Source organism: Dethiosulfatarculus sandiegensis, assembly GCF_000931935.2.
GTDB classification, from domain to species: Bacteria; Desulfobacterota; Desulfarculia; order Desulfarculales; family Desulfarculaceae; genus Dethiosulfatarculus; species Dethiosulfatarculus sandiegensis.
In genome coordinates this window covers 1-13,655 of record NZ_AZAC01000022.1, presented here as the reverse complement: position 1 = coordinate 13,655, position 13,655 = coordinate 1, and the positions used below count along the sequence as shown (strand labels likewise).

The 13,655-nt window shown below is 52.3% G+C and carries 10 protein-coding genes, 1 pseudogene and 1 other annotated feature; of the genes and pseudogenes, 9 read left to right on the top strand and 2 right to left on the bottom strand.

Annotated features, from left to right (window positions below; all coding sequences use genetic code 11):
- On the bottom strand, positions 1-314 hold a 314-nt coding region (locus X474_RS15155; protein WP_044350090.1), incomplete at its 3' end, for an IS256 family transposase.
- A 137-nt stretch (positions 315-451) separates the two neighbouring features.
- On the opposite strand from X474_RS15155, the gene X474_RS15145 reads away from it, so the two are divergent.
- Positions 452-1,671, top strand: a protein-coding gene (locus tag X474_RS15145; protein ID WP_156360787.1) for an IS3 family transposase whose coding sequence is annotated in 2 segments (ribosomal slippage) — positions 452-740 and positions 740-1,671 — 1,221 coding nt in all. Because the reading frame shifts where the segments join, the coding sequence is not laid out codon by codon here.
- Positions 730-846: a sequence feature (AL1L pseudoknot), on the top strand. (Overlaps the previous gene by 117 nt.)
- 197 nt (positions 1,672-1,868) lie before the next feature.
- On the opposite strand, the gene X474_RS15140 is transcribed toward X474_RS15145, so the two are convergent.
- Positions 1,869-4,913, bottom strand: a complete 3,045-nt coding sequence (locus X474_RS15140) for a sigma-54 interaction domain-containing protein (protein ID WP_052515259.1) — start codon at positions 4,911-4,913, stop codon at positions 1,869-1,871.
- A 457-nt stretch (positions 4,914-5,370) separates the two neighbouring features.
- On the opposite strand from X474_RS15140, the gene X474_RS15130 reads away from it, so the two are divergent.
- The 8 genes and pseudogenes from X474_RS15130 to X474_RS26210 all read left to right on the top strand — a co-directional run.
- Positions 5,371-7,272, top strand: coding sequence for a TRAP transporter large permease (locus tag X474_RS15130; protein ID WP_052515258.1), 1,902 nt, complete (start codon positions 5,371-5,373; stop codon positions 7,270-7,272).
- A 21-nt stretch (positions 7,273-7,293) separates the two neighbouring features.
- Positions 7,294-8,352, top strand: a complete 1,059-nt coding sequence (dctP, locus tag X474_RS15125) for a TRAP transporter substrate-binding protein DctP (RefSeq protein WP_044350085.1) — start codon at positions 7,294-7,296, stop codon at positions 8,350-8,352.
- Positions 8,353-8,397: 45 nt separating this feature from the next.
- Positions 8,398-9,993, top strand: a complete 1,596-nt coding sequence (locus tag X474_RS15120) for a sulfatase family protein (RefSeq protein ID WP_044350083.1) — start codon at positions 8,398-8,400, stop codon at positions 9,991-9,993.
- A 75-nt stretch (positions 9,994-10,068) separates the two neighbouring features.
- A complete protein-coding gene (locus tag X474_RS15115) occupies positions 10,069-10,386 on the top strand; it encodes a thioredoxin family protein (protein ID WP_044350081.1) in 318 nt (105 codons plus the stop codon).
- A 6-nt stretch (positions 10,387-10,392) separates the two neighbouring features.
- The gene (locus X474_RS15110) at positions 10,393-11,313 is read left to right on the top strand and encodes an NAD(P)/FAD-dependent oxidoreductase (protein WP_044350080.1); all 921 of its coding nucleotides are present in this window, start codon (positions 10,393-10,395) and stop codon (positions 11,311-11,313) included.
- A gap of 36 nt (positions 11,314-11,349) precedes the next feature.
- A complete protein-coding gene (locus X474_RS15105) occupies positions 11,350-11,655 on the top strand; it encodes a cyclin family protein (protein ID WP_044350079.1) in 306 nt (101 codons plus the stop codon).
- Between the two features lie 414 nt (positions 11,656-12,069).
- On the top strand, positions 12,070-13,383 hold the full coding sequence (locus X474_RS15100) for an MFS transporter (RefSeq protein WP_044350077.1): 1,314 nt from the start codon (positions 12,070-12,072) through the stop codon (positions 13,381-13,383).
- 138 nt (positions 13,384-13,521) lie between these two features.
- Positions 13,522-13,655 (top strand): annotated as a pseudogene (locus X474_RS26210) (IS256 family transposase); the annotation flags it as partial.

Genomic DNA, 13,655 nt, shown 5'->3' with positions numbered 1-13,655 from the left:
CCGTCGAAATGGCGCCGGCCCTTTTTGATCAACTGAGGTTCGAAGCTGCCGTCGCGGTCGCGGGGGACTGACAACTCTATTTCGCCACCGCTTGACTTCACCCGCTTTTTGCCGTGGCCGTTTCGGGTGTTGCCGCTTTTGGCTTCCGGCTTCTTACCTTTCTCGCACCCCAGGTGGTGCGTAAGCTCCGCTCCAAGCGCCTTCTCAACCAGGGCCTTCTTCAGCTCTTGGAATATTCCGTTCTCTCCCAACAGGTCTTCGGGCTTCTCATAGCCCTTGAGCAACTCATCAAGCAACTCGTCCTTGGCAGCCATTGTGTGTACTCCTCCGATGAAGGGGTGATTATCTCACAATTGGCTCTATACACGAAATTCCTGACACTCCTCAGTTTTGACAAATGATGAACCGCCCTGGGTTTACCGGAGACCTCAGAGTTTGAGAGAATGAGGTCATGGAACAAGGTAAGCGATATTCGAAAGAGGTAAAGGAGCGGGCGGTTCGTCTTGTGCTTGAGCATCAGGAGGAATACAGCTCTCAGTGGTCTGCCATCAGTTCGATAGCCCCCAAGATAGGCTGCACCTGTGAGACCTTGCGGCGCTGGGTGAGGCAGACCGAGCGGGACCAGGGGAGCCGTGAGGGCCGGACCACATCGGAGAAGCAGCGGATCAAAGATTTGGAGCGGGAGAATCGCGAGCTTAAAAGGGCCAATGAGATTCTTAGAAAAGCGTCGGCTTTTTTCGCCCAGGCGGAGCTCGACCGCATACCGAGGTGATGGTGCGGTTTATTGACGAGCATCGTCATATCTGCGGGGTCGAGCCGATCTGCGCTTTATTGCCGATCGCCCCGTCGACTTACTATGAGCACAAGGCCCGTGAGGCTGATCCCGGCCGTTTGCCGCCCCGCGCCAAGCGGGACTCTTATTTACGGGTGGAGATCCGCCGGGTGTGGGATGAAAACTTCTGTGTTTATGGTGCTCGCAAGGTGTGGCGGCAACTGATCCGGGAAGGCATAGAGGCGGCCCGCTGCACGGTGGAGCGTCTGATGCGTGATATGGGCCTGTCTGGGGCCATCAGGGGCAAGAAGTTCAAGACCACCACCTCCGGTGATGAAGCTTCGCGGCCTGCCGATCTGGTCAAGCGCAACTTTACAGCCAGCCGTCCCAACGAGCTGTGGATTGCTGACCTGACCTATGTTTCGACCTGGCGCGGATTTGCCTATGTAGCCTTTGTGATCGACGTATTCGCCCGCATGATAGTAGGCTGGTGGCTGTCCGGCTCCCTGAAGACCGATCTGCCCCTGGCGGCTTTGGAACAGGCTATTCACACCCGGCAGGACACTGGCCCTCTGGTGCATCACTCGGATCACGGCTCCCAATACCTTTCCATCCGCTACACCGAACGCCTAGTTGATGCTGGCATTGAGCCAAGCGCGGGAAGCGTGGGTGACTCCTATGACAATGCTATGGCCGAACCGATTATCGGATTGTACAAAACTGAGGTTATCAAAAAGCAAGGCCCCTGGAAAAACCATCAGGCCGTGGAATTCGCAACTTTGGCCTGGGTGGACTGGTTCAATAACCGAAGGCTCCTGGAGCCAATCGGAAATATTCCACCGGTCGAAATGGAGCAGGTGTATCATCAAAAGCAAAAACCTCAGGCTAAAGCAGCCTGACTCACACAAAACGCTCTCCGGAAATACCGGGGAGGTTCAAAACCTCTATCCATTTCAGTCATTTCTTTGCTTCTGGAGTCATAATCCATCCTTTCTACCACATTGAAAGGATGTCTACGAATCACACAGAAAATTGTTACCGGATGATATTTCAGAAGTTTAGCTTCTTTTTATTTCACCTGAAAACAACCTCAGATTTAGGAACGGCGTAGTACGCGTTTGTATTTATTCTTAAGACCGAGGCGCTCTATCCAATTGTAGGCAGTAGTTCGGCTTATCCCCATAATTGCAGAAATCCCGTTGGATCCACCAACAGTGCCGTTTGTTTGGGTATAAATATATTCGAAATAGGCATCGCCTAGTTCTTGAAGAGTGGGATTTTCAGCGAAAAGATTCGGTACAGCCTCGGTAGAAGAAGGTGTTATTTCTTGCTGCTGAACATCGGCCTCCATAGGAGGGAATAGAAGATCTTTTTCGGAAAGCACGCAATACCGTTCAATGTAGTTTTTTAGCTGGCGCACATTTCCCGGCCAAGAATAATCTTTTATTTTTTGTTTTATGTCAGCACTTAAATGCTTCTGCGGGATGCGGTAGCGCGCACAGTAAATTTGAAGAAAATAATCAGCTAGAAAAAAGATATCTTCCTCGCGCTCTCTCAAGGGCGGGATACGAATAGAAACCACATTCAGCCTATAGTAAAGATCTTCCCTGAACTGACCATGCTCTACAAGACTGTTAATATCACGATTGGTTGCAGTTATAAGCCGGAAATTTGAATGCAGATGTTTTGTGCCGCCAACCCGCATAAACTGTCTGTCTTGCAAGACGCGAAGCAATTTAACTTGGAGAGAAAGTGGTATATCTCCTACTTCGTCTATAAATAGCGTCCCATTGTCCGCGAGCTCAAAAAGGCCTTTCTTTTGATAATTCGCTCCTGTAAAACTTCCTTTCTCGTGTCCGTAACATTCGCTCTCGAAAAGTTCATAAGGTATGTTAGCCAAATTTACGCTAATGAATTCTCCGCTTCGAAGGCTTTTGTCATGAAATCTCTTTGCGATCAATTCCTTGCCAACACCTGATTCACCGAGAATCATTACCGTGGTGTCCTTCCTGGCAAGTCTGTCCACTCGATCGATGATGTCCCTCATAGAACGTGAATGGAAATAGAAATCGGTATGTTCCTCGGAATGATCGGTAATTTTCCTCGATGTTTCAAGACGATCTTGCCATGCATCTTTTTGCGCCATATAGATACAGATCTGGGCGGACAGGCAACTCTCGATAAAGTCAATCAAGTCACCATTTATTGAATCAGCAATATGTGCCAGCATATTGCCAGAGACGTTAAATATATATGTGCCATAATTCTGTGCTTCCACAAATATATTAATAGAAAGATATCTTTCCCGTGAAGTGGTGCTGCCCCACAAGGAAGATCCATTCATGCCCCCATTGTTGATTACCCTTTCCTTGACGTGGCTCCGTTTTTCTTGAAGTGTTTCTCGGATGTCTATTTTTTGCTCTTCAGTTAAGGTCTTGCCCCCTCTTTTTCTTTCCATGTTGACAGATAGTTTTTGTTCCAGAGATTTGTCGGCTGCGTAAAAGACACACCCGGTACCAACTCCGAAGGTAACAAGAAGCGACCCAAACAGGCTGTTTAACAAGTTGTGGCCGGTATTAAAGGTTGATTGCGACTTGAAATTTCCAATCAACTGCGTGCTTATTTCCAAGCAGCTTACAGGCTGAGTGCTTTCGCGTTTTATTGATGTAGCCAGCAGTGAACTCAGTTCTTCAGGCCAAAATGGCTGACCGTAGCGTTGGCAGATGCTCCATGCTTCTCCGGCATTTTCACGCGCCTTCTTCATTTCTCCCTTGGCTTGGTACATGCATGCCAGTGTGCAAAGGGTTTTTGCCATGTCCGGCGGAGCGGAAATACTGCGAAAGAGGCTAAGGCTTTTCCCCAAATAAGTGCTGACTAGCGGATCATTCCAGCCATGATCGTGCGCCTGGACCTCTCCAGCAACACGTAACGCAACTGCTTTTACCACCTTTGATGGCGAGGCCATGGCATATTTTAGCTCTTCATGAATGGTAAGCTCTTGGGGGGAATGGAATCCAGCAATATAATACGCGCCTAAAAGCTCAACCACGAAAGGGGCAGCCACATAATTGGAATGGGAGATCCCTCTGTAGCTGCTTTCCTGCAGCAGGTTTTTAAAACAGGCATATGATTTTTTTAGTTCACCTCGTTTATAATGATAAAAAGCCAGCGCCCTGGATATCCACAAGTCCGCATAGGTCATTATCGACCAAGCATGCATTCCCAGAAGGCCGTCAATAATGGTCAACGCTTCCTCATAGTGTTGTTGCAGGATATAAACATATGCCAAAAAAGCTTTTAAGGTATTTGTATTAATATTTTTGTCTAATTCTTCGATTCTTTTAATTCCCGAAATTAATATTTTGCTGCCTAACTCATAATTACCCATATTGACGGCACACAGGGATGCGTAACTATACAAAGTGGTATTCAGACAGGCGTCACAGTCCTCTTCTTCGGAAAATAATATGGTATATGCAAAATTGAGCGCTGTGGTAAAGTCTGCCTCAAGGAAAGAGTAAAGCACAATAAAAGGCGAAGACAACATGATGATATCATTGTCCCCCAGAGACAATATGACATCTTTACCGTTCTTCATGTTTTTATGATAAAGCCTCATCTTTGAGATTGAGCGGGTTTTTTGGTTTAATGAACCCATACATACATTTATATAGCCTATCGACCTCTTGTCTCCCACATAAAACGCCATACCTTTTATTTTGCAGAAAAGTAGTATCTGATTCTTTGAATTGCTTGGAAACCATAGAATGTCACGCTGGATTTGCATGCACTTATCAATAAAATTGAAACACAGCTCCTTGTCTGTGAGTGGAATACGCATTTTCAAGATGCCGTACGCCAAGGCATCGTAGGCTCGTCGAATGGCAAGAGGCCTATCCTTTGCAATTAGCGTCCTGAGCGTAGCCAACGCTTGTCCTAGAAAACTTTTGAAGTCTTTTTTATAGTAACTGTAAAGAGCTGAAGCGACAGTATTTTCAGGAAAAAAGGTGGATGCCAACAACGCCTGTGAAACAAGGTTTTTCGGCAACCGTTTCACTGGAGTGATGGAGACGACTGAACTGTTTTCCTCTTCAAGCAGGCCGAGTCGGCCAATTTCCTTTATGCATTCGGAAAGCTCCATCCCGCTGATCCCCACAAGCAGGGGCAGAACAGAGACTTCGCACCTGCCGCCGAGATGATGGAGGACAATTATGGTCATAGCGGTATGAGGAGATCGGGAACTGATGAGTGGCATGCCCTGCTACCCTTTACCTTGCGGGTCTTGCCATGGCAACCGCGCACGGTTTGTCCAATTTATTTACAAACACTTGTCCAAAAAATGGACAAAAGCCAAAAATATAATCATTTTAAGACGAACATTCTAGCGCCTATCAAGATAACTAGCTTAAATTACTGCAACTTAATAATTAGTGCCATTTGGCACATGCTTTGCTTAAGCATACAAGCGTCCTGCGGCGAGAGCCAGTTTTTTATGTGGGGCTGTTCGTCGCAGGAGGCTGCAAAGCCTACAGAGTTTGGTCAATCCGCCGGGTACGCCGCATCTGCCCGGTCAAAGTGGCACCAAGAGGAGTACACGAATGAACATGGTCACCAATAATCTTTGGCGGCGTTACTGCGTACTAACGGATTTTCTGGTCAGCAAGGCTTTTTTCCTGGCCGTTGGCTGTCTCGTATTGATGGTTATTCCGATCACCCTGGATGTCATTCTGCGGTCAGTGTCAAATCTGGCCATCTCCGGAACAATCGAAATCGAAGAGCTGCTCATGCTGATGCTCGTATTTTTGAGCCTTGCGGGCCCACAGTTGAGGCATGATCACATTGACATGGATTTCTTTTTCCCCCACTTTCCCAAATTTCTGCAGCGGCTTCTTTTTGTTTTTCACTGGGCGCTAAGCCTCATTCTCATCGCTCTTCTCATGTTCGAAGTCCTGGCCGTAGCCTTGGAACGCATGGAACAGCCGCATTTCACCGAAGTATTTCTGATCACCATATATCCTTTCTATTTTATCGCGGCCGGCGGACTGCTGTTGCTGATCATGGCCTTGATCAAATGCCTTGGAAAGGCAATCGCGGAGTGTATCGACAATCGAAGTTACCTGGCCGTTTGTTTGGGGCTTTGCCTGCCGGTGCTGGTCTACCTGTTGCCCTGGCTGCTTGAAGATACCGCTCTTTCCTGGAACTACCTGCTTACCGGATCAACGGGCTTCCTGGCTCTCATCGTTTTACTTATCCTGCGCATGCCCATCGGCTACGCCATGATGCTGATCGGCGTGGTCGGGCTCATGCTCATCAATCCCGACCATCTCTCCCCCTTGCAGATGATGGGGCTTGGCGCGCCGCAGACGGCCATGTCCTACACCATGTCGGTGGTCCCCTTGTTCATTCTGATGGGCGAACTGGCGCTCTATTCAGGGATTAGCAGTGATTTGTTCGAAGCCGCATCCAAATGGCTGCAGCGTTTGCCCGGCGGATTGGCCATCGCCAGCGTGGCCGGCTGCGCCGGCTTCGCCGCCATATGCGGCGATTCATTCGCCACCGCCATGACTATGTCGTCCGTGGCGCTGCCTGAAATGAAAAGCCGGAATTACAACAACGGGATGGCCTGCGCCGCCCTGGCCTCGGGTGGAACCCTGGGCATCCTCATCCCTCCCAGCGTGGGCTTTATTTTCTATGCCATTATCACGGAAGAATCCCTGGGCAAGCTTTTCATGGCAGGAGTTATCCCCGGAATCCTCCTGGCCACTCTTTTTTGCGTAGTGCTTTACATGTTGGCGCGCATTCGGCCGGAACTGGCTCCCATAGGGCAAAAGTATCCGCTCAGTGAAAAACTGCGCTCGCTGAAGGGTGTGCTGCCCATGCTGGGACTGGTGGTTTTCGTGTTGGGCGGCATGCTCGCCGGAGCCTTCAGCCCCACCGAAGCGGGCGCGGTGGGAGCCGCGGGCACCTTTGCCCTTGCCGTGGTTACCCGGCGTCTCTCCTGGAAGGGATTTATCGCAGCCCTCAAGAGTTCAGTTAACATGACCAGCAAGCTCATGCTGATCATGATCGGTGTGAATTTGTTCGGCTATTTCATGGCGGCCACCCAGATTCCCACCGAACTTGCCAATGTCATCAAAGGAATCACCACCAGCAAATACCTGGTCTTCGCCATGGTGGTTCTTCTGTATATCCTCCTGGGCTGCATGCTCAATGTAATACCAATGATTCTTCTGACCCTTCCCGCCATCTATCCCACCATCCAAGCTCTGGGTTTTGACCCGATCTGGTTCGGTGTCGTGACGGTTTTGCTAATGGAAATGGGCCAGATCACGCCGCCCATGGGCTTGGTGGTTTTCGCCATATCGGGAATGCCCGACGGCGCGCCCATGGCGGAAATATTCAAGTACGTAGTGCTTTTCGTAGGTTGCATGTTGCTAGTGGTGGCTCTGCTTACCGCTTTTCCGCAGATCGCCCTGTTCCTTCCCAACACTTTGATTTGACCTCTGAAAAAGGAGTTACGAATGAAAAGGTTTCTATTGTTTTTGGGAATATCAGCTTGTTTGCTCATGCTCACGGCATCATTCGCCCTGGCGGGCCAAAAACCGATCCGGCTCAAAATGGCGACCCAGTACATGGACAGGCATCCTGTATATCAGTTTGTCTGGAAATCCTGGATCAAGGAGATCAAGCAGCGCACCAAAGGTCGCGTGATCATCACTTACTACAACTGCAACACCATTTGCCCCGATGCGGAAATCTGTGACGCCGTACTAAAAGGCCAGGTCGACATCGGCGACTACTACACAAGCCGGCATCCCGGCCGCTTTCCCCTCTCCACGGTGATTTCCAAAATCCCGATGTCATCATCAACGGTGCTGGCGGGGAGCATGGCTTTTTGGGAGCTTTGGAAAACCACGCCCGCCATCCAGGACGAGTTCAAGGGGATCAAGATATTTGGCATGCACCAAACCGCATCCCTGCAGATCAGCACCAAGGACAAGCCGATCCGCAAAGTGGAAGACATGAAGGGCATGCGGCTTGCCTGTGTCGGAAAGACTTCAATCAGCGTCGCAAAGGCCTTTGACGCCAACACGGTGGTCCAACCAGGTCCGGATCTTTACATGGCGCTTAGCCGCAACATGGCCGAAGGGGTTCTTTACCCCATCCCGCCCATGCGGTCTTTCAAGGTGAACGAAGCGACCAAATACACCACCTTATACGATTTCGATTCGGGTTCCTGTTGGTTCGGCATGAACCAAGCCAAGTGGGACAGCCTGCCCGCGGATATCAAGAAGGTTTTCGAGGAAACAACCGGCGAGGCCATGACCCGGGCCATAGCGCTGGCGCTTGATAAGGGCGTGGAACGGGACATAGCCGCTATGAAGAAGGAAGGCCAGAAATTCTTCTTTCCCTCCGCTGATGAAAAAGCGCGGGCCGCCGCCATTTTGCAGCCGGTTCTATTCAAGGCCTGGCTGGAGGAAGTGGCCAAATCCAACTGTTCCTATGCCGATCCTGAAGGCATTTACAAGAAGGCCACCGACCTGCTGAAAAAAAACGACGCATTGTACGGTCGTAAATAATTTGCTGATGTGAACCATAAGCACTCAAAGGAGAACGAGACAATCATGGTCAAGAATGTAATCGTGGTGATGTTTGACAGTCTGCAATTCAATTATGTGGGCTGCTACGGCAACGAATGGATCAAAACCCCCAACATGGACCGCCTGGCCCGCGAGGGGGCCATGTTTGAAAATGCCTACACCGAGGGCCTGCCCACGGTGCCCGCGCGCCGCGCCATGCATACCGGACGTTTCACGCTTCCCTTCGCCGGCTGGACGCCGCTATCCGCGGAAGACACCACCATAGCCGATCTTTGCTGGGGGCGCCCGATAGATACCGCCCTGATATTCGACTGCCCCATGTATCGGCTTCCCAAATTCGGTTACACCCGGGCCTTCGACAAGGTCTGGTTCAATCACGGCCACGAGGCCGACGACTACTTCTACGAGAAAGATCCCCTGATCCATTACAACGTGATGGATTTCGTGGAGGAGGATTCGGTGAAGGCCTATGCCGAGCGATACAACCAAAGGGCCGCCGAGGCCAGCCTTTCCGAAGCCACCAATTATCTCAGGCAGCGCCAGTACTGGAACGGCGAGGAAGACCGCTACGTCCACAAAACCATGAGCAAGGCGATCGAGTACCTGGAAACTGTGGACCGCAACAAGCAATTCTATCTATGGGTGGACAGCTTCGATCCGCACGAGCCTTGGGATCCGCCTTCGGTCTATGATCCGGATATGAAGTGCCCCTATGATCCCGACTACAAGGGCAAGGACATCATCCTGCCGTATGCCGATGTGCTTGGCGGCCTCTACACCGAGGAGCAGTTGCATCACATCCGCATGCTTTACGCGGAGCTGGTGACACTGTGCGACAAAAACCTGGGCCGGCTGATGCAGGCGATGCGCCGCCTCGGCCTGGATGAAAACACGCTCGTTATCATGGTTTCCGACCACGGCGAACCTCTGGGAAATGACGAGCACGGACATGGCCTGATGCGCAAGTGCCGGCCCTGGCCGTATGAAGAGCTGGCGCACATTCCGCTCATCGTTCGCGGCCCCGGCATAGAACCCGGCCAGAAGATCAAGTCCTATGTGCAAAGCCCCGACATCGCCCCCACCGTGTGCGACTGGCTGGAAATCGGAGTCCATCCCGACATGCAGGGCAAGTCCCTGCTGCCCGTATTGAGGGGCGAGACCGACAAGGTCCACGATTTCTGCATTTCCGGCTACCATCCATATTCCTGGTCAATCTACAACGATGACTGGAGCTACATCCACTGGGTGCCCAATGGCGGGGACTCGGACAAGATGGGCAAGGACTTCTATGCCGCCAGCGTCAACAGCGACCATCTGGTCGCCACCGGCGGCAAGGGAATCTTCCACGAGAAGGTCGCCGCGCAAAAGGAGATGGCCGAGGCCGCCAAGCAGGAAAATAGCGACGCCCAGGAGCGCTATCAGGAGGCAGCTTCCGCGGACGGAGCGGATCAGTGGACCTGCACCCCGGGCAGTTCCGCTTCGGTGCCTGAAAGGGATGAACTCTACGATCGCCGGAAAGACCCCTTCCAGTTGCACAACGTGCTGGACAAGCATCCGGAGGTGGCAAAGGAGCTTTTCGATATGTTGCGCGAACGCATTTCCGAATTGCGCGCCTCGTAATTACGTAAACAGCTGCGGGCCGGCGGGAAGCCGCCGGCCCTGCTTGACCATTTCAATTTAGCAAGGTGGTTTGCAATGACCGATACCGAACTGATCAATCTGGATTCAGCCGCGTTCAAGGACTGGATTGCCTCGCATGAAGGCCTGGTGATCTTTCATAAAAAGCTGTGTCCCCACTGCAAGGTGATGCGCACCGTGCTGACCAAGGTCAAGGCGCAGATGCCCGATATCGCCCTGGCCGCCGTGGATTCGGAGGAACAGCCCGAGATAATGAAAATGGCCGGTGTGGAGCATGTGCCCACCCTGTGCGCCGTCAAGGGCGGGCAGGTGCGAGGCAGACAGACCGGCGTGTTCAATCCCCGCGAAACCATGGCCTTCTACAGCAAGGCGTAAGAGAAAATGAATCATAGCGCGAGAGCTTATGACCTCCTCATCGTCGGGGGCGGGGTCTGCGGAATGACCGCTGCGATTTACGCGGCCCGCGCCAACCTTTCGGTATGCATTCTTGAAAAAGAGGTGTGCGGGGGGCTGGTCAACTGGACCAACACCGTGGAGAACGTTCCCTCCTATCCCCGCATCCACGGGGAAGAGTTGATGGACAAATGCCGTGAGCACGTGGAATCGCTGGGGGTGGAGATACAAGAAGTTGACGGGGTGGAGGTGGTTGATTTCGGCGGGCGGATAAAGGAGGTCACGACCTCCGAGGGCGAAGTTTACCAGGGCAAGGCCGTTATCGTGGCCACCGGACGCCGCCCCATCCCGTTCCCGGTCAAAACCGATTTCCCCAGGGTGCACTATTGCTCCGTCTGTGACGGCGCACCCTATAAAGGCAAGGACGTTATCGTCATGGGCGGAGGAAACAGTGGTTTTGACGAATCGCTGTTCCTACTCAATCTGGGAGTGAAGTCCGTTCACATCGTCGAGGTCTTTCCCCGGTGCATCGCCGCCGCATCCACCCAGGAAAAAGCTCGCCAAAGCGGAAAAATCAAGGTCAGTACCTCTACCAAGCTGGCTGAGGTGGAGGCCCTGCCCGGCGGCAAGGGCCGCGTCCGCCTTGAAAGCGCAATCAACCATGAAACCCGGGTTGAAGAGGTGGACGGCATCTTCTGCTTCATCGGCCAGACGCCCAACACAGGCATCTTTCAAGGCATTCTTGACCTGGACGGCGGATACATCAAAACCAACGCAGACATGGAGACCAATCTCCCCGGGGTTTTCGCCGCGGGCGACGTCATCGTCAAGAGATACCGCCAGATCACGACCGCCATGGCCGATGGCACTATCGCCGCCCTGCAGGCGGAACGCTATATCCGCGGGTAGCGCGGGCCGCCTTGCTGGCCAGGGAGCATAAATATCATGGACCAATCTTTGGAGATCATCATCTGGGACTACAATGCGGACCGCATCGCAGCCATTGACCACAACCTTCACAGCGCCATGCGGAAGCTGAACTGCCAAGGCCGGGTGAAGTCCATGTCCGAGCCCCCGCTTCTGGCCCGCACGGGCGTGTTGCCCCGGGTTCCGGTGCTGGAAATAGACGGGATGTATTGGTCGCTGAGGCCGGGGGAGGAAATTCCGGAGACGGCCTGCGAACATCTCTTGGCCAGGATCCTAAGCTCCCCCCGCCATGGCCCCGGGGAGCAGTGGATCTTGCAGCGATAAGTGAAAACAATCCATCACCGGCAAGCCGTACCGCTGGCTGCTCCCCTGGCGGGTAGAGTCACGGCTTGCGTTCAGGGACGGCCCAGCCCGGCTCATGCTTGGAACGGCGAACCGCTCCTGGCTTGAGCATGAAGCCCTGACTCGCACTCAACTGCTGGAATCAGGCCCGGAAAAACTCCCCAAGCGTCATGACATGACCGTTTGGGATAAATGACCGGCACCGTGGCTGGGACTCATCCAAATGATCCCGACAACGGCTGCGCTGCCAACGCCTTATGACCTACGGCGAATAACCGCTTCACTCGGACAGGGGGACGAATCCCCAAAAGGTAGATACTTAGGCCGAACCGGGGCCTTTCAGTAGCGAACAGAACAACTTAGTTATTCACGGTGTAAAACAGGAAAGGATAAAACATGTCATCCAGCCAGGAAACTATTACGTTAACTAGCGATTCCAAAAAGATATTTTATGGCTGGTGGGTTTTGGCGGGCTGCATCATAGTGGCCTTGTGTTCATCCATAGCCCGTTTTGGATTCAGCATGTTCATGCCATATATCCTAACGGATTTTGGCTGGACCCGCGCCATGGTGAGCGGAGCCTTTACCCTTCACATGGCGGTATACGCCGTGAGTGCGGTTTTCGTGGGGCGGCTGGTGGATCGTTTCGGTGCCCGGTGGGTAATGTTCGGAGGCAGCGTTTTACTTTTAATAGGAATGTTCATGCATTCCCGCATGTCCGCGCAAATTGAAATATATTTATATTATTCAATAATATCCGGCTTTGGCGTGGCCGGCACCCTGGTTGTTCCCAATGTCACCACCGCGCGCAAATGGTTCAGAAAAAAGGCCGGCATGTCGATTGGGTTAGTCCTGGCCGGATCAGGAATGGGTGTGGTAGTGGCCGGGATTTTAGTACCGTTTCTCAGCACATCCGTTGGTTGGCGGAACGCCTATGTTGTTTTTGCAGTTATCTGCGGTCTTGCCGGCATGGCGGCCAGTCAGCTTGTTCGAAAAGACCCCGAATCCATGGGCTTGAAACCGGATGGCATCGATGCCGGCGAAGCAACGAGCGGCGCCACGGGAGAGACGCCGTTAACAGCGGTATCCGATGAGGCCGCATGGACGGTCAGGGAAGCCCTGAAGACAAAAGTGTTTTGGATTTTAATATTCATTTATATTTTTTCCCTGATTCCCTCGCTCGGTTTTATCAGTAATGCCTGTGCCTTTGGCCAGGATATCGCGGCGGCCTCGGGGGTGGACATCGCGGTTTCCGGGCCCATGATCGGCAAAGTTTTCATGCTCATGGGCATCATGATTGTAATCGGCGAAATCTTGTCGGGATACCTGGTAGACCGGTTTGGCAAGAAAGAGATGTTGATCATCTCCACGATTCTCATCTGCCTTTGCTTCCTTTGGGCTATGAGCTTGAAAACCATGGGCTCGTACCTGGCGTTCATGATGGTTTACGGCTTCAGCTTCGGTTTGAACGTACCTGCCTGGGTGCCACTCATGGCCGATTGTTTCGGCCGCAAATCCCTCGGCGCCCTTTACGGAATTCTTACCCTTTTCGGCGGCGGACTATCCGGGCTGGGAGGCGTCCTATTCGGCGGGATCTTTGATGCCACCAAATCATACGACGGCGCCTTCTGGACGGTCATCGCGATGTTGATCCTGGTTATAGTCGGTATCACCCAAATTAGACCTGTTTCAAAGGAATTGGGCGCTTGATCACACAAGTGCTGGATTGTATGTCTTCAGAGCCTTTGGGACAGAGTCGGTGTTTTTGAGAACTCCCGGGAGTGTCAGGAATTTCGTGTATGGAGCCAATTGTGAGATAATCACCCCTTCATCGGAGGAGTACGCACAATGGCTACCAAGGACGAGTTGCTTGATGAGTTGCTCAAGGGCTATGAGAAGCCCGAAGACCTGTTGGGAGAAAACGGAATATTCCAAGAGCTGAAGAAGGCCCTGGTTGAGAAGGCGCTTGGAGCGGAGCTTAC

What these genes read in the sequence shown, in the direction of transcription:
- X474_RS15140 (WP_052515259.1), bottom strand. Translation starts at nt 4,913, where the DNA reads ATGGAGCTTTCCGAATGCATAAAGGAAATTGGCCGACTCGGCCTGCTT.
- X474_RS15130 (WP_052515258.1), top strand. Translation starts at nt 5,371, where the DNA reads ATGAACATGGTCACCAATAATCTTTGGCGGCGTTACTGCGTACTAACG.
- dctP (WP_044350085.1), top strand. Translation starts at nt 7,294, where the DNA reads ATGAAAAGGTTTCTATTGTTTTTGGGAATATCAGCTTGTTTGCTCATG.
- X474_RS15120 (WP_044350083.1), top strand. Translation starts at nt 8,398, where the DNA reads ATGGTCAAGAATGTAATCGTGGTGATGTTTGACAGTCTGCAATTCAAT.
- X474_RS15115 (WP_044350081.1), top strand. Translation starts at nt 10,069, where the DNA reads ATGACCGATACCGAACTGATCAATCTGGATTCAGCCGCGTTCAAGGAC.
- X474_RS15110 (WP_044350080.1), top strand. Translation starts at nt 10,393, where the DNA reads ATGAATCATAGCGCGAGAGCTTATGACCTCCTCATCGTCGGGGGCGGG.
- X474_RS15105 (WP_044350079.1), top strand. Translation starts at nt 11,350, where the DNA reads ATGGACCAATCTTTGGAGATCATCATCTGGGACTACAATGCGGACCGC.
- X474_RS15100 (WP_044350077.1), top strand. Translation starts at nt 12,070, where the DNA reads ATGTCATCCAGCCAGGAAACTATTACGTTAACTAGCGATTCCAAAAAG.